Annotated in this window: 15 protein-coding genes; 10 read left to right on the top strand and 5 right to left on the bottom strand. The window is 75.3% G+C overall.

From position 1 onward, the window contains the following. Nucleotides 1-86 precede the first annotated feature (86 nt). Complete coding sequence (gene nhaA / locus AC3WUG_RS18025) at nt 87-1472, bottom strand: Na+/H+ antiporter NhaA (RefSeq protein WP_492328925.1); 1386 nt, start codon at nt 1470-1472, stop codon at nt 87-89. A 191-nt stretch (nt 1473-1663) separates the two neighbouring features. On the opposite strand from nhaA, the gene AC3WUG_RS18030 reads away from it, so the two are divergent. Then, entirely contained in the window at nt 1664-2518 is an 855-nt protein-coding gene (locus tag AC3WUG_RS18030; RefSeq protein WP_492328926.1) for an SDR family NAD(P)-dependent oxidoreductase, read from the top strand. Nucleotides 2519-2542: 24 nt separating this feature from the next. On the opposite strand, the gene AC3WUG_RS18035 is transcribed toward AC3WUG_RS18030, so the two are convergent. The 3 genes from AC3WUG_RS18035 to AC3WUG_RS18045 are packed head-to-tail and all read right to left on the bottom strand — an operon-like array spanning nt 2543 to nt 4196. Next, nucleotides 2543-2989, bottom strand: a complete 447-nt coding sequence (locus AC3WUG_RS18035) for an HIT family protein (protein ID WP_492328927.1) — start codon at nt 2987-2989, stop codon at nt 2543-2545. Between the two features lie 38 nt (nt 2990-3027). Beyond that, the gene (locus tag AC3WUG_RS18040; RefSeq protein WP_492328928.1) at nt 3028-3606 is read right to left on the bottom strand and encodes a DUF1697 domain-containing protein; all 579 of its coding nucleotides are present in this window, start codon (nt 3604-3606) and stop codon (nt 3028-3030) included. Nucleotides 3607-3632: 26 nt separating this feature from the next. Beyond that, complete coding sequence (locus AC3WUG_RS18045; protein ID WP_166940816.1) at nt 3633-4196, bottom strand: NYN domain-containing protein; 564 nt, start codon at nt 4194-4196, stop codon at nt 3633-3635. A 107-nt stretch (nt 4197-4303) separates the two neighbouring features. Between AC3WUG_RS18045 and AC3WUG_RS18050 the strand changes: the two genes are divergently transcribed. The 9 genes from AC3WUG_RS18050 to hemQ all read left to right on the top strand — a co-directional run bounded on the left by AC3WUG_RS18050 (nt 4304) and on the right by hemQ (nt 14071). Then, nucleotides 4304-4846 (top strand): MarR family winged helix-turn-helix transcriptional regulator, encoded by a 543-nt coding sequence (locus tag AC3WUG_RS18050; RefSeq protein ID WP_492328929.1) that lies wholly within the window; start codon nt 4304-4306, stop codon nt 4844-4846. Nucleotides 4847-4994: 148 nt separating this feature from the next. Continuing rightward, nucleotides 4995-5510 carry a flavodoxin domain-containing protein gene (locus AC3WUG_RS18055; protein ID WP_492328930.1) on the top strand — a complete coding sequence of 172 codons (516 nt, stop codon included), beginning with the start codon at nt 4995-4997 and terminating at the stop codon, nt 5508-5510. 56 nt (nt 5511-5566) lie between these two features. Next, nucleotides 5567-6577 (top strand): LacI family DNA-binding transcriptional regulator, encoded by a 1011-nt coding sequence (locus tag AC3WUG_RS18060; RefSeq protein ID WP_147794142.1) that lies wholly within the window; start codon nt 5567-5569, stop codon nt 6575-6577. 391 nt (nt 6578-6968) lie between these two features. Further along, the gene (locus tag AC3WUG_RS18065; protein WP_492328931.1) at nt 6969-8633 is read left to right on the top strand and encodes a glycoside hydrolase family 13 protein; all 1665 of its coding nucleotides are present in this window, start codon (nt 6969-6971) and stop codon (nt 8631-8633) included. 45 nt (nt 8634-8678) lie between these two features. Then, nucleotides 8679-10073 carry an ABC transporter substrate-binding protein gene (locus tag AC3WUG_RS18070; protein WP_492328932.1) on the top strand — a complete coding sequence of 465 codons (1395 nt, stop codon included), beginning with the start codon at nt 8679-8681 and terminating at the stop codon, nt 10071-10073. Between the two features lies 1 nt (nt 10074). Further along, nucleotides 10075-11004, top strand: coding sequence for a carbohydrate ABC transporter permease (locus AC3WUG_RS18075; RefSeq protein ID WP_492328933.1), 930 nt, complete (start codon nt 10075-10077; stop codon nt 11002-11004). Next, nucleotides 11001-12032, top strand: a complete 1032-nt coding sequence (locus AC3WUG_RS18080) for a carbohydrate ABC transporter permease (protein ID WP_492328934.1) — start codon at nt 11001-11003, stop codon at nt 12030-12032. Before AC3WUG_RS18075 ends, AC3WUG_RS18080 begins: the two co-directional genes overlap by 4 nt. Nucleotides 12033-12134: 102 nt before the next feature. Beyond that, on the top strand, nt 12135-13337 hold the full coding sequence (locus AC3WUG_RS18085; protein ID WP_492328935.1) for a ferrochelatase: 1203 nt from the start codon (nt 12135-12137) through the stop codon (nt 13335-13337). Next, nucleotides 13334-14071, top strand: a complete 738-nt coding sequence (gene hemQ, locus AC3WUG_RS18090) for a hydrogen peroxide-dependent heme synthase (protein WP_492328936.1) — start codon at nt 13334-13336, stop codon at nt 14069-14071. The genes AC3WUG_RS18085 and hemQ overlap by 4 nt, the downstream gene beginning before the upstream one ends. 7 nt (nt 14072-14078) lie before the next feature. Here the strand turns inward: hemQ and AC3WUG_RS18095 are convergent, their stop codons facing one another. Beyond that, the gene (locus AC3WUG_RS18095) at nt 14079-14552 is read right to left on the bottom strand and encodes an META domain-containing protein (protein ID WP_492328937.1); all 474 of its coding nucleotides are present in this window, start codon (nt 14550-14552) and stop codon (nt 14079-14081) included. Nucleotides 14553-14627 lie beyond the last annotated feature (75 nt).

Below are 14627 nucleotides of genomic sequence, written 5' to 3' on the forward strand. Positions count from 1 at the left end.
TCAGGCGCCATGTCTCGTGGGCTCGGAGGTGTGTAGAAGAGACACCCCCCGATCGATCGGGGGTCGACGCGAGGAGAGGGTGGGGATCAGGACCCGGCGACCCAGGGCCGCGGCGGCAGGCCGGTCGGCAGCTCGTCGCCCGGCGAGCACAGCGGCAGCCGGTCGCCGAGGACCCGCAGCAGCACCGTGCCCAGCACCGCCGCGATCAGCGAGCCCGCGAGGATGCCGATCTTGGCCTGCTCCACGAGCTCGCCCTCGAACGCCAGCTCGGCGATGAACAGCGAGATCGTGAACCCGATCCCGGCGAGCACCGCGCCGCCGAGCAGGTGGCCCCACCGCACCCGCCCGGGCAGCCGGCCGAGCCCCGTGCGGATCGCGAGCGTCGCGGCCCCGGTGATGCCGATCGTGTTGCCGGCCACCAGCGCCACCGCCACGCCGATCGTCACCGACGACGTCGCGGCCGCGCGCAGCGCCTCCGGGTCGAGCCGCACGCCCGCGTTGGCCAGGCCGAACACCGGCACGATCACGAACGCCGACCACGGGTGCAGCAGTCGCTGCAGCCGCTCGCCGGCGGGCACCGTGGCGCGCGCCGCGAGCTCGGCCAGGTGCTCCCGGTCCGCCGTCGGCTCGGCGACCAGCCCGTCGGTCCAGCGGGGCACCTGCTCGACGTGGTCCCGCGCCATCGGCCGCGAGGGCAGCAGCAGCCCGACCAGGACGCCGGCGAGCGTCGCGTGCACGCCGGAGGCGTTCACGGCGAACCACAGGGCGACGCCGATGAGGGCGTACGGCGTCAGCCGCCACACCCCGAGCCACCGCAGGACCAGCAGCCCCAGCACCAGCACCCCGGCGACGGCGAGCGCCGCGACGTCCACGCCGTCGTTGTAGAACACCGCCATCACCGTGATCGCGCCGATGTCGTCGACGATCGCCAGGGTCAGCAGGAACAGCCGCAGCCGGTCCGGGCAGGCGGGGCCGAACAGCGCGAGGATGCCGACCAGGAACGCCGTGTCGGTCGACATGACGACGCCCCAGCCGTGCGCGGCCTCGGTGCCCGCGTTGAACAGCAGGTAGATGACGGCCGGGACCGCCAGGCCGCCGAGCGCGCCGAGCGCCGGCACCGCGACCGTCCGGCGGTCGCGCAGCTCGCCGCTGGTGATCTCCCGGTTGATCTCGAGGCCGACGACGCAGAAGAACACCGCCATCGCGGCGTCGTTCACCCAGTGGTGCAGGCTCAGGTCGATCCCGAACGGGCCCAGGTGGAAGCCGGCCGACGTCGACCACAGCGCGTCGTAGGCGTCCGAGAGCGGCGAGTTCGCCCACACCAGCGCGAGCACGGTCGCGCCCAGCAGGAACACGGCGCTGCCGGCCTCGGTGGCGAGGAAGTCGCGCACCGAGGGGCTGACGGAGGGCAGGCGGACCCGCAGCGGCGGGCCGGGAACGGCACGGGTGGGCTCGGCGGCGTCCGTGGCCACGGGCGGCTCCCCTCGCGGTCGGTGACGGGCGGCTGACTCCGGGGCCGGATGCGGCCCCGACGTCGGACAACGCGGTGGGCAGCGCCAGTATGCCGACCCGGGGTCGTCCGGGGGGAGATCGCGGGCGGGACCGGGTCGGTGACGGGCGGCGACGGGGCGGCGGCGCGGCGCCGATGGGCGACGATGGGGGCATGACGACCTCCGACGCCGCCACGCCCGCCCCCGCCCCCGCCCCGCGCACCGCCCTCGTCACCGGCGCCGGCCGGGGCATCGGCCGCGGCCTCGCGCTCGGCCTGGTCCGCGCCGGGTGGGACGTCGCGCTCGCGGGCCGCACCCGCGCGCACCTCGACGCCGTCGCCGAGGAGGCCCGGGCCGCCCGCCCCGGCGCCCGGGTGGTGGTCGAGGCCGTCGACGTGGTGGACCGCGAGACCGTCGCCGCGGCGGTCGCGCGGGTCGAGGAGGCGTTCGCCGACCTCGGCGGGCTGGGGCTGCTCGTCAACAACGCCGGGGTCATCGAGCGGGCCGAGGTCGACCTGGTCGCCGACGACGTCGAGGACGTGTGGCGCGTGATCGAGACGAACGTGCGCGGCCCGCTGCTGCTCGCGCACGCGGTGCTGCCGGGCATGCTGGCGCGCGGCTCCGGCCACGTGGTGAACATCAACTCCGGGTCCGGGCACCGGCCGTCGGGGGTCTACACGGGCTACGGCATCAGCAAGGGCGCGCTCGCGCGGCTCACCACGATGCTCGACGCGCAGTACGCCGACCGGGGCGTCGCCGTGCTCGACGTCGCGCCGGGCGTGGTCGTCACCGACATGACGCAGGCCATGCCGCTGCACGACGAGCGCACCGAGTGGACGCCGGTCGAGGCGACGGTGGAGCTGGTGGACGCCTTCGGCGCCGGGCGGCTGGACGCGCTGCACGGCCGGTTCGTGCGCGCCGGCACGGACACCCCGGAGACCCTGGCCGCGCTGGCGGACCGGATCGTGGCGGCCGACGCCCGGACGCTCCGCCTGGCCCCGTACGGCGCGGACGACCCGGTCGCCTGAGGGCCCGCCCGGGAGCAGTGCCGGTCAGAGGGCGGGGGAGTCCAGGCGGGCCGGGACGCGGGCGCCCTCGCCCGCGGCGCGCAGGGCGTCGCGGAGGCGCTCGGCCGCCGCGTCGAGCTGCTCGGCGGGCACGTCCTGGCGGGCGTTCGCGAAGCTCAGCTCGCCCTCGCCCCACGCCGGCAGCACGTGCAGGTGCAGGTGCGGGACCTCGAACCCGGCGACCAGCAGCGCGGCGCGCGGCGCGTCCCACGCGGCCTGCTGCGCCCGGCCGATCGCCTTCGCGACGACGGCCAGGTGCGCCAGCAGGTCGTCGTCGGCCTCGGTGAACGACGCCACCTCGGCCCGGGGCACCACGAGCACGTGGCCGTCCGTGATCGGGGCGATCGTGCCGAACGCCACCGCGCGGTCGTCGGCCCAGACGAACCGGCCGGGGATCTCGCCGTCGATGATGCGGGTGAACAGGGTCGTCATGCGGCCCACCGTAGCGAGGCGGCCCGGGCGCCGTGGTCTCAGGCGGCGAGCTTCTCCTGCAGCGCGAGCACGGTCCGCCAGTTCCGCGCCGTCCCGGTCCGCCCGGACATCCGGTCGAGCACCCCGGCGGTGACCCTCGACCGGCCGATGCCGTCCGGGTAGTGCACGTACCCCTCGCCGCCGCGCCAGGTGCCGCGCTCGCGGCCGTAGGACGACAGGTCCATCCGCCCGTCAGCCTGCGCCGGGCCGTCGAGGAACACGACGACCAGGTGGGACGGGTCGCTTGCCGCGGGCCCGGGGTAGGGGTTGGCCGCCACCAGGTCGTCGACCTGCGCCCGGGTCCGCACCGTGAGCGCCAGCGGGCGTCCGAGCCGGTCGCGGAGGTCCGCCGTCAGCGCCGCCGCCAGGCTCTCGGCGTCGCCGGGGGACCCCGCGGCGGGCACCAGCAGCAGGTTGCCGGTGGTCAGGTGCGTCGCGACGTCGCCGTGCCCGAGGTCGGCCGCCGCGGCGCGCAGGTCGGCCATGGGCAGCGCGGAGGTGCCGCCGACGTTCACGGCGCGCAGCAGCACCAGCACCCGCTCGCCGGGCGGGACGGGGACGGGCTCCGCGGTCGCCATGGCCCCACTCTGCCCGCCCGGGGGCGTCAGAGGTAGCGCAGCGGGTCGAACTCGTCGAGCGGGATGATCCGCAGCCGCGGCAGCGTGACGTTGAAGGCCTTGACGTCGGTCTCCAGGTCGAACGCCTGCAGCCCGCGGTCGGCGAGGTGGCTGAGCGCGGTGCTGGTGAACTCGCGGAACGCCAGCAGCCCGACCCGCCGGTCGCCGCCGAGCAGCGCCTCGATCTCTGGCGCGAAGTCGCCGTCGTGCGAGGCGAGCAGGACGTCGCCCTGCCGGTCGGCCAGCGCCTCCAGCGTGCGCTTGATGCCGATGTCGACGACCTTGCCCTCGCCGGCGAGCGGGATCGGCTGGTACCCGATCGCGAGCAGCGCCTGCACGAACGACATGGGCAGCGTGCCGCTGGTCGCGTTGAGGAAGAACAGGCCGCGCGGCTGCTGGCCCCAGGTGCGGTGCGCGAACTCCAGCACGCGCTCCCAGCGGGGGCGCTGCTCCGGGGTGGGCCGGCCGTTGAGGATCGAGGAGCCGAGGGTCGCGTCGATGTTCTCGCCGTCGACCAGCACGTACGTCGAGCGGACGCCGTCGTTCTGCATCGGGCCAGACTAGCCGCGCCGCCGGGTGCCGCCGGGGGAACACCGCCGGGACCGCCGGGGTTGGGTGGGGGTAGATGCGAACGCATGGACCGGCGGACGGAGCGGCGATGACGGTGCAGGACGCGACGGCGGGGGCGGTCGCCCCCGCGGCGGCGGTGGACGTGCGGGCCGCGGCGGTCGCCTGGGAGGAGCTGTTCCGCGCCCAGGTGGCGATCATGCGCCGGCTGCAGCGCGACCCGATCTGGGACCGCATCACGCTGCGGGAGTACGACGTGCTGTTCACGCTGTCCCGCGCTCCCGAGGGCCTGCGGCTGCGCGACCTGGGGGAGTCGAGCCTGCTGAGCCAGCCGAGCCTGAGCCGGATGGTCGAGCGCCTCGAGGAGGCCGGCTGGGTGCGGCGCGCTCCCGCGGCGGGGGACGGGCGCGGAGTCGTCGTCGGGCTCACCGCCGCGGGTGCGGCGCTGCAGAAGGAGGTCGGCCGGCGGCACGTGCAGGCCATCGCGCACTACGTCGGCGGGGCGCTGGACGCGGGGCAGCTCGCGGCGCTCACGGATGTGGCCGGCGCGCTCCGGGCGGCCCAGCCGGCCATCCCGGACCTCCACCGCGGTGGCGACGCCGCAGGTCACGACGTGGACGCGGGTGCTCCCTGAACCCGACCCGCCCACCCCGGGCGGACGGCCGGGGGGACCTCCGGCCCACGACGGGGGCCGGTCCGCGACGGACCATGGATGTCGGCGGGTCCGGGCCGGGAGGGGGCCGGGCACGACCGCCGCGACCCAGCCGCTGGAGGGCAGAGCGATGAACGTCCTGGTGACGGTGGCCTCGCGCCACGGTGCCACCGCGGAGATCGGCTCCGCCGTCGCGGACGTGCTGCGGGCCGACGGGCACGTGGTCGACGAGGCCGCGCCGGAGGAGGTGGCCGACCTCGACGGGTACGACGCGGTCGTGCTCGGCTCGGCGGTGTACACGGCGCACTGGATGCCGTCGGCGCGCGACCTGGCCGCGCGGCTCGCGGCGGACCTGCGGCTGCGGCACGTCTGGGTGTTCTCCTCGGGCCTCGCCACGCAGCCCGCGGCGCGCGCGAACAGCCCGCACGAGCTGCTCGCGCTCATGCAGGACGTCGGCGCGGTGGGGCACCGGGCGTTCGCCGGGAGGCTGCTGCGCAGCGAGCTCGCGTTCGCGGAGCGGGCGATCATCGCCGGCGCCCGCGCCAAGGAGGGCGACCACCGGGACTTCGACGCGGTCCGGACCTGGGCCCGCGACATCGCCGGGCAGCTGCGGGCGCTCGCCCCGCGGGAGGCCGCCAGCGCCTGACGGCCCCGGGCGTCGGCTCGCAAGTCGCTTGCGCGATCACGTCGTAGAGTTGCGGCATGGCTGGACGGCTCGCGGAGGTCGCGCAGAAGGTCGGGGTGTCGGAGGCGACGGTGAGCCGGGTGCTCAACGGCCGCAGCGGCGTGTCCGAGCAGACGCGCCAGGCGGTGCTGACCGCGCTCGACGTGCTCGGCTACGAGCGCCCCACCAAGCTCCGCGGCGAGCGCGCCCGCCTCGTCGGGCTCGTGCTGCCCGAGCTGCAGAACCCGATCTTCCCCGCGTTCGCCGAGGTGGTCGGCGGGGCGCTCGCGCAGCAGGGCTACACGCCGGTGCTCTGCACCCAGACGGCGGGCGGCGTCTCCGAGGCCGACTACGTGGACCTGCTGCTCACGCAGCAGGTGTCGGGGATCGTGTTCGCCGGCGGCAACTTCGCCCAGCGCGGCGCCGACCACGACCACTACGCCCTGCTCGCCGACCGCGGGCTGCCGGTCGTGCTGATCAACGCGTCGATCGAGGAGCTGCCGTTCCCGCGGGTGTCCTGCGACGACGAGGTGGCGGTCGAGCAGGCCGTCGGGCACCTGGCGTCGCTCGGGCACACCCGCATCGGGCTGGTGCTGGGCCCGGTCGACCACGTGCCGTCCGAGCGCAAGCTGCACGCCGCCCGCGCCGCCGCCGCGCGCCTCGGGGTCGAGCTGGCGGACGACGCGATCGCCCGCAGCGCCTACTCGCTCGAGAGCGGGCAGGCCGCCGCGACCCGGCTGCTCCGGCAGGGGCTGACCGGCCTGGTGTGCGCGAGCGACCCGCTGGCGCTCGGCGCCATCCGGGCCGCGCGCCGCGCCGGGCTGCGGGTGCCGGAGGACGTGTCGGTCGTCGGCTACGACGACTCGCTGTTCATGAACTGCACCGAGCCGCCGCTGACCACCGTGCGGCAGCCGATCGAGCCGATGGGGCGGGCGGCCATCGACCTGCTCGTCGGGCTGATCGGCGGGCACCCGGTGTCGACGGACGAGCTGCTGTTCGAGCCGGAGCTGGTGGTGCGCGGCAGCACCGCGCCGGCCCCGGGCGCCTGACCGGCTGACCCGGCGGGGCTGTCCGGCGCCGCCCGCGCCGGCGCCCCGCCCGCGCAGCCGCCCCGCCCGCCCGCCTCGTCGCCCACGCCGCCCACGGCGGCCGCGAGGTCGTCAGAAGCCGATGAGGTCGGCAGAAACGAGTGACGACCTCGCGCGCTTGTGACGACCCCGCTCGGCCCTGCCCCCGTGCCCGAGCCCGGCGCCCCGTGCCTGAGCCCTGGCGCTTCGCGCTGCCGCACCGGGCGCGTGCCCCGCCCTGCCCGCGCCGCGTCAGTGTGTCGCGTTTCGATAACACCGCTGTCGACTTCTTGCGCGCAAGCCGTCGCCGGATTTAGTGTCCCTGCTACGCGGTCACCGACGACCGCGGATCAGCCGAGAGCAGAGGCACGCCGTGGTGCATCCCCCGAGCGACGACCCCACCTGGTGGCGGGACGCCGTGATCTACGAGGTCTACGTCCGCTCGTTCGCGGACGGCGACGGCGACGGCACCGGCGACCTCGCGGGCGTCCGCAGCCGGCTGCCGTACCTGCGGGACCTCGGCGTCGACGCGCTGTGGTTCACGCCCTGGTACGCGTCGCCGATGGCCGACGGCGGCTACGACGTCGCCGACTACCGCGCGATCGACCCGGCGTTCGGCACCCTCGCCGAGGCGGAGGCCCTGATCGCCGAGGCGCTCGCCCTGGGCATCCGCACGATCGTCGACGTCGTCCCGAACCACGTCTCGGACCGGCACCCGTGGTTCCGCGCCGCGCTCGCCGCCGGCCCGGGCTCCCCGGAGCGCGAGCGGTTCTGGTTCCACCCGGGCGCCGGCCCCGACGGCGCGGGCATCCCGACGCACTGGGAGTCGAGCTTCGGCGGCGAGACCTGGACCCGCACGACGAACCCCGACGGGACGCCGGGGGAGTGGTACCTGCACCTGTTCACCGCGCAGCAGCCCGACCTGAACTGGACCCACCCGGACGTGTGGGCCGAGCACGAGGACGTGCTGCGGTTCTGGTTCGACCGGGGCGTCGCGGGCGTGCGGGTCGACTCCGCCGCGCTGCTGGTCAAGGACCCGGCGCTGCCGGAGCTCCCGGCCCCCGGCAGCAGCCCGGCCCCCGGCGGGCACCCGCACCTCGACCGCGACGAGCTGCACGACGTCTACCGCGCGTGGCGCAAGGTCGCCGACTCCTACCCGGGCACCCGCGTGCTGGTCGGGGAGGTGTGGCTGGACGACGCCGAGCGGTTCGCGGCCTACCTGCGGCCGGACGAGATGCACACCGCGTTCAACTTCGACGTGATGGCGCAGCCCTGGGACGCCGCCGCGCTCCGGGCGTCGGTCGACCGCACGCTCGCCGCGCACCGCGACGTCGGCGCCCCGGCCACCTGGGTGCTGTCGAACCACGACGTGACCCGCCCGGTGACCCGGTACGGCCGTGCGGACTCGTCGTTCTCCTTCGCCGCGAAGCGCGCGGGCACGCCGACCGACCTGGACCTCGGCACCCGCCGGGCCCGGGCGGCCGCGCTGCTCACCGCCGCGCTGCCGGGGTCGCTGTACCTGTACCAGGGCGACGAGCTCGGCCTGCCGGAGGTCGAGGACCTGCCGCCCGAGGCGGTGCAGGACCCGATGCACGAGCGGTCCGGCGGCGTCGACCCCGGGCGGGACGGCTGCCGGGTGCCGCTGCCGTGGTCGGGGGACCGACCGCCGTACGGCTTTTCGGCCGCCGCCGAGGGGGCGGCCGCCGGTGCGCCCGCGGCCCCCTGGCTCCCGCAGCCCGCCGGCTGGGCGTCCCGCACCGTCGCCGCCCAGGAGGCCGACCCCGGCTCGATGCTCCGGCTGTACCGCGCCGCGCTCGCGCTGCGCCGCGCGGAGCCGGGCCTCGGCGACGGCGACCTGCGCTGGCTCGACGCCGCGCCCGGCGTGCTCGCGTTCGCCCGCGGCGACGTCCTGTGCGTCGTCAACCTGTCCGCCGGCCCCGTCCCGCTGCCCCGGCACGCGGGGGTCCTGCTCGCCAGCGGCCGCACCGACGGCACCGCGCTGGACCCCGACACGGCCGCCTGGCTGCGCGCCGCCTGACCACCCACCACCCACCCACCGCACCACCCGACCCGAGGAGTGACGATGAGGTCCTCACGCACGACGGCGCTCGCCCTGACCGGCGCGCTGTCCTTCACCCTGCTCGCCGCGTGCAGCAGCGGCTCCGACGACGCCGGCGAGGGCGACGGCACGTCGGGCGGCAAGACCGTCCTGCGGGTCGTGTCCCTGCTGCCCGGCTCGGAGCAGGAGGCGTTCGACGCCTTCGACGAGCAGGTCGCCCAGTTCGAGGAGGCGAACCCGGACATCGACGTGCAGCCCGAGGAGTACGAGTGGAAGGCGACGACGTTCGCCGCCCAGCTCGCCGGCGGCACGCTGCCCGACGTGTTCGAGATCCCGTTCACCGACGGCAAGACGCTGATCGAGAACGGCCAGCTCGCCGACATCGACGCGCAGGTCCAGGCGCTGCCCTACGCCGACGACTTCAACCCGAACGTCCTGGAGGCCGGCACCGGCGCGGACGGCAAGGTGTACGCGATCCCGGCCAAGTCGGTCTACGGCATCGGGCTGCACTACAACCGGGCGCTGTTCGAGCAGGCCGGCCTCGACCCCGACGACCCGCCGACCACCTGGGACGAGGTGCGCGCGGACGCCAAGGCGATCGCCGACGCCACCGGCCAGGCGGGCTACGCCACGATGACGCAGAACAACACGGGCGGCTGGCAGCTCACCGTGGCCACCTACGCCCGCGGCGGCCGGGTCCAGGAGACGAACGACGACGGCACCTACACCGCGACGCTCGACAACGAGGGCACGAAGGAGGCCCTGGAGTACCTGCACGACCTGCGCTGGGAGGACGGCTCCATGGGTGCGAACTTCCTGCTCGACTGGTCGTCGATCAACCAGGCGTTCGCGGCGGGCCAGGTCGGCATGTACACCTCGGGCTCCGACGTCTACACCTCGCTGGTGCAGACGAACGCGATCAACCCCGACGACTACGGCCTGACCGCCGTGCCGCTCGAGGGCGACGACGCGGGCGTGCTCGGCGGCGGGACGCTCGCCGCGGTCAGCACCTCGGCCTCCGAGGCGCAGAAGGAGGCCGCCGTGAAGTGGATCGACTTCTACTACCTGCGCAAGCTCACCGACTCCGACGCCGCGGTCAAGGACGCCGAGACGCTCGTGGCCTCGGACCAGCCGGTCGGCACGCCGGTGCTGCCGATCTTCAGCCAGGAGCAGTACGACGAGTCGCAGACCTGGATCGCCGACCTGGTGAACGTGCCGCTCGACCAGATGACCGGGTTCACCGACGTCATCTTCGACCAGCCGCTGGTTCCGGAGCCGGCCGGCTCGACCCAGGAGCTGTACGGCGCCCTGGACACGGTGGTCCAGGCGGTGCTGACCGACGAGGACGCCGACATCGACGCGCTGCTGGAGCAGGCGGACGCGGACGTGCAGGCGATCCTCGACAAGAACGCGGGCTGACGTGGCCCTGACCCACGAGGCTCGTGCCACCTCGCCGCGGCGGACCCCCCTCACCTGGGTCCGCCGCGGCGGGCTGAGCACGCTCGTCTTCGCGCTGCCGCTGCTGGTGGTGTTCGGGCTGTTCTCCTGGCTGCCGATCGGCAGGGCCGTCGTGATGAGCCTCCAGGAGACCAACCTGGTCACCACCGCCTGGGTCGGCCTGGACAACTTCCGCACGGTGCTCGCCGACCCGCTGCTGGCGACGGCGGTCGGCAACACGCTGTGGTTCGCGGCCCTGGCCCTGCTGCTCGGCTACCCGGTCCCGCTGCTCGCGGCGGTGCTGATGAGCGAGGTGCGCCGCGCCAAGGGCCTGTACAGCGCGCTCGCCTACCTGCCCGTCGTCGTCCCGCCGGTCGTCGCCGTGCTGCTGTGGAAGTTCTTCTTCGACGCCCGGCCCGAGGGCGTGTTCAACACGGTGCTCGGCTGGGTCGGCGTCGGGCCGGTGCCCTGGCTGCAGGACGCGGACTGGGCGATGCCGTCGCTGGTGCTGGAGGCCACCTGGGCCGCGGCCGGCGGGACGATCATCATCTACCTGGCCGCGCTCGCGGCCGTGCCGGGCGAGCTGTACGACGCCGCCGAGGTCGACGGGGCGTCGGTCTGGCGCAAGGTCTGGCACGTGACGATGCCGCAGCTGCGCGGTGTCCTGCTCATCACCTTCATCCTGCAGATCATCGGGACCGCGCAGGTGTTCCTCGAGCCGTACCTGTTCACCGACGGCGGGCCGGCGAACGCGACGATCACGGTGCTGCTGCTCGTCTACCGGTACGCGTTCGGGCAGAGCCTCGGCGGCGACTACGGGGCGGCGACCGCGCTCAGCCTCCTGCTCGCCGCCGTCCTGGCGGTGCTCTCGGTCCTGTACTTCCGCCTCACTCGGTCCTGGAGCCAGACATGACGACCTCGACGAGCCCCGCCGGTCCCGCGACGGCGGCCGACGTCGCCGCGGCGGAGGTCGCGGCCGCGGCGTCCTCCGCGACGGTCCCGGAGGGCGGCCGGCCCCGTCGCGGCCCGCGCCTCGGCCGCCGCCCCCGCCCGCGCCCCGACGAGGCCGACCGCGGTGCGCTGTCGCCCGCCGACTGGCGCCGGCCGCTGGTCCGCCGGTCGGTGCGGCTGTCGCACGGGGTGCTGCTCGCGCTCCTGGTGCTGTGCGGTCTCGGCCCCCTGGTGCTGCTCGCGAAGTTCGCGGTCACGCCGACGCAGGACATCCTGCGCACCCCGCTCGCGGTGTTCCCGAACGGGATCGCCTGGGACAACCTGTCGGCGGCCTGGACCGACGTGCAGGTCAGCCGGTACTTCCTCAACACCGTCGTGCTGGCCGCGGGGGCGTGGGCCAGCCAGATCCTGGTCGCCACGACCGGCGGCTACCTGCTGTCGGTGCTGCGGCCGCGGTACGCCAAGGTGGTGCAGGCGGCGGTGCTGGCGACGCTGTTCGTGCCGGCCGTCGTGCTGCTGGTGCCGCTGTACCTGGTGATCCTCGACCCGCCGCTGCTCGGCCGGTCGCTGATGAACTCGTACTGGGCCGTGTGGCTGCCCGCGGGGGCGAGCGCGTTCAACGTGCTGCTGGTGCAGCGGTTCTTCGACAGCCTGCCGCGCGAGGTGTTCGAGGCCGCGCGGGTCGACGGGGCCGGGCCGTTCCGGCTGTTCTGGTCGATCGTGCTGCCGATGAGCCGGCCGATCCTGGGCGTGGTGTCGGTGTTCGCGATCATCGCGTCGTGGAAGGACTTCCTGTGGCCGTTGCTCGTGCTGCGGGACCCGGACATCCAGCCGCTGTCCGTGCGGCTGCCGTCGCTGCAGGCCACCACCGACCTCGGCGTGCTGATGGCGGCGCTGGCGATCTCGACGCTCATCCCGGTGCTGCTGTTCCTGGTGTTCCAGCGGCTGTTCCTGCGGGGCGCGGGGCTGGGCGGGGCGGTGAAGGGGTGACGCGCGTGCTCCCGGCGATCTGACGCGCCGTCGTATCAAGATCACGCCTGGGTGGTCGGCCTCCCGGCGGGCGGGTGCGGGGGCCGGTGGGATGATGAGGCGGTGTCTTCCCCCACCGTGACGGCGTCGTCGCTCGCACCGTACGACGCCCTCCTCCTCCTCTCGTTCGGCGGCCCGGAGAAGCCCGAGGACGTCCTGCCGTTCATGCGCAACGTGACCCGCGGCAAGGGCATACCCGAGGAGCGCCTGGTCGAGGTCAGCCAGCACTACGCGCTGTTCGGCGGCCGCAGCCCGATCAACGACCAGAACCGCGAGCTGCTCGCCGCCCTGCGCGCCGAGCTCGACGCGCGCGGCATCGACACGCCGCTCGCGTGGGGCAACCGCAACTGGGAGCCGTACACCGACGGCGCCCTGGCGGACCTGCGCGAGCGCGGCGCGTCCCGGGTGCTCGCGGTCGTCACCAGCGCCTACGGGTCCTACTCCGGCTGCCGGCAGTACCGCGAGCACGTCGCCGCGGCGCTCGCGGGCGTCGCGGGGGAGCCGGAGGGCTGCGCCGACGCCGAGGCCGCCGCGGGCGTCCAGGTCGACAAGCTCCGGCACTACTTCAACCACCCGGGGTTCGTGCGCGCCAACGCCGACGCCGTGGTCGAGGCGTTCACCGAGCTCGCCGCGCAGGTCGGCCGGCCGGTCGCCGAGGTCGCCGCCGAGGCGCCGCTGCTGTTCGTCACGCACTCGATCCCGCTCGCGATGGAGGCCGGCTCCGCCGCCGCCCGCCCGGGCTACCAGGCCCAGCACCAGGACGCCTGCCGCGAGGTGGTGCAGCTCGTGGCCGCCGAGCTCGGGGTGTCGCCGGACTGGAGCCTGGCGTTCTGCTCGCGCTCCGGCCCTCCGTCGCAGCCGTGGCTGGAGCCGGACATCAACGACGTGCTCGCCGAGCGGGCGGAGGCCGGCACCACCGCGGTCGTCATGTCGCCGATCGGCTTCGTGTCCGACCACATGGAGGTCGCCTACGACCTCGACACCGAGGCGATGGCCACCGCGAAGGACCTCGGCGTCACCGCCGTCCGCGCGGGCTCGGCGTCCACCCGGGCCCCGTTCGTCGCCGGTCTGGTCGACCTCATGGTCGAGCGCGCCGCCGCCGAGCGCGGCGAGGACCCCGACCGGGCGACCGTCGGGGTGCTCGGCGCCTGGCCGGACCGGTGCGCCGTGGGCTGCTGCTTCCAGCGCGCCGGCGTCGACACGGGTCTGCCCACGATCAACCAGCAGCGAGCGGACGACACCAGCGAGGGAGCAGCAGCACGATGAGCACCACGACGCCGCCGGTCGGCGGGCACAGCCCCGAGACCGCCGACGAGATCAACGCCTCGATCCGGTACGCGATGTACGCGGTGTTCGAGACCACGGAGCCGCTCCCCGCCGACGACACCGAGCGGAAGCGCTACGTCGAGGACGCGCTCGGGGCGCTGACCGGCCCGGACGCCCCCGAGGGCCTGGTCGTCCGCGGCTGGTACGACGTCGCCGGGCTGCGCGCCGACGCGGACCTCATGGTCTGGTGGTGGGCCCCGACGATCGAGGCCGTGCAGGAGGCGTTCCACCGGCTCCGCGCGAGCGAGCTCGGCGCGCACCTGCTGCCGGTGTGGTCTGTCGCGGCGATGCACCGCCCGGCCGAGTTCAACCGCGGCCACGTCCCGGCGTTCCTGGCCGGCGAGGAGCCGCGCGACTACCTGTGCGTGTACCCGTTCGTGCGGTCCTACGAGTGGTACCTGCTGTCCGACGAGGAGCGCCGCGAGCTGCTCCGCGAGCACGGCCACGCCGCCCGGGACTACGCCGACGTCCGCGCCAACACGCTGTCGTCGTTCGCGCTCGGCGACTACGAGTGGATCCTCGGCTTCGAGGCCGACGAGCTGCACCGCATCGTCGACCTCATGCGCGACCTGCGTGCCACCGGCGCCCGCCGGCACGTGCGCGAGGAGGTGCCGTTCTACACCGGCCCGCGCGTCGAGCTCGCGGACTGGGCGGAGCGGCAGCCGCGCGCCTGAGGCGCGGCTAGACGGACTCCTCGGCGGGGGCGGGCAGCAGGCGGCTGACCCGCCCCTCGCCGTCGGTGAGCACCAGCGCGCCGTCGACCACCGCGACCCGCACCGGGTGGGCGAGCAGGTCGAGCACGGCGCGCTCGCGGGCCATGTGCTCGGGCGTGCCGGCCATGAGCGTGGTCACCACCGGCCCGAACGTGAGCGTGCCGGTTCCGGTGCGGGTGCCGGGTGCGGGGCCGTCGGGCGCGGGGTCGGCGGGCGCGGGCCGGGCCAGGTCGGCGTCGTCGGGCGCGGGCCCGCCCGGGTCCGCGTCGCCACCGTCCGGGGCGAAGGACCAGGTGCCGCGCAGCCGGTTCACGCCGCCGGTGCCGTAGACCTGGCCGTCCCCGGAGAACGTCAGCGCCGGGTGCGCGCGCTCGGGCCCGTCGTCGAGCGGAACGCCCGCGACCTCGGTGAACCGCCACGTGCGCCCGACGACCTCGTCCATGGCGCCGATCCTGCCACTGCGCGCCGCACCGCGCGCCGCGCCGCGTGCCGCGCCGCGCCGCGTGCCGCGCCGCGC

It is taken from the genome of Cellulomonas sp. EB106-03-03-XG116 (assembly GCF_058792015.1).

Bases quoted from the DNA above. Each gene is read 5' to 3' on its own strand.
- AC3WUG_RS18030 (WP_492328926.1), top strand. From the start codon at position 1,664: ATGACGACCTCCGACGCCGCCACGCCCGCCCCCGCCCCCGCCCCGCGC.
- AC3WUG_RS18035 (WP_492328927.1), bottom strand. From the start codon at position 2,989: ATGACGACCCTGTTCACCCGCATCATCGACGGCGAGATCCCCGGCCGG.
- AC3WUG_RS18040 (WP_492328928.1), bottom strand. From the start codon at position 3,606: ATGGCGACCGCGGAGCCCGTCCCCGTCCCGCCCGGCGAGCGGGTGCTG.
- AC3WUG_RS18045 (WP_166940816.1), bottom strand. From the start codon at position 4,196: ATGCAGAACGACGGCGTCCGCTCGACGTACGTGCTGGTCGACGGCGAG.
- AC3WUG_RS18050 (WP_492328929.1), top strand. From the start codon at position 4,304: ATGACGGTGCAGGACGCGACGGCGGGGGCGGTCGCCCCCGCGGCGGCG.
- AC3WUG_RS18055 (WP_492328930.1), top strand. From the start codon at position 4,995: ATGAACGTCCTGGTGACGGTGGCCTCGCGCCACGGTGCCACCGCGGAG.
- AC3WUG_RS18060 (WP_147794142.1), top strand. From the start codon at position 5,567: ATGGCTGGACGGCTCGCGGAGGTCGCGCAGAAGGTCGGGGTGTCGGAG.
- AC3WUG_RS18070 (WP_492328932.1), top strand. From the start codon at position 8,679: ATGAGGTCCTCACGCACGACGGCGCTCGCCCTGACCGGCGCGCTGTCC.
- AC3WUG_RS18080 (WP_492328934.1), top strand. From the start codon at position 11,001: ATGACGACCTCGACGAGCCCCGCCGGTCCCGCGACGGCGGCCGACGTC.
- hemQ (WP_492328936.1), top strand. From the start codon at position 13,334: ATGAGCACCACGACGCCGCCGGTCGGCGGGCACAGCCCCGAGACCGCC.
- AC3WUG_RS18095 (WP_492328937.1), bottom strand. From the start codon at position 14,552: ATGGACGAGGTCGTCGGGCGCACGTGGCGGTTCACCGAGGTCGCGGGC.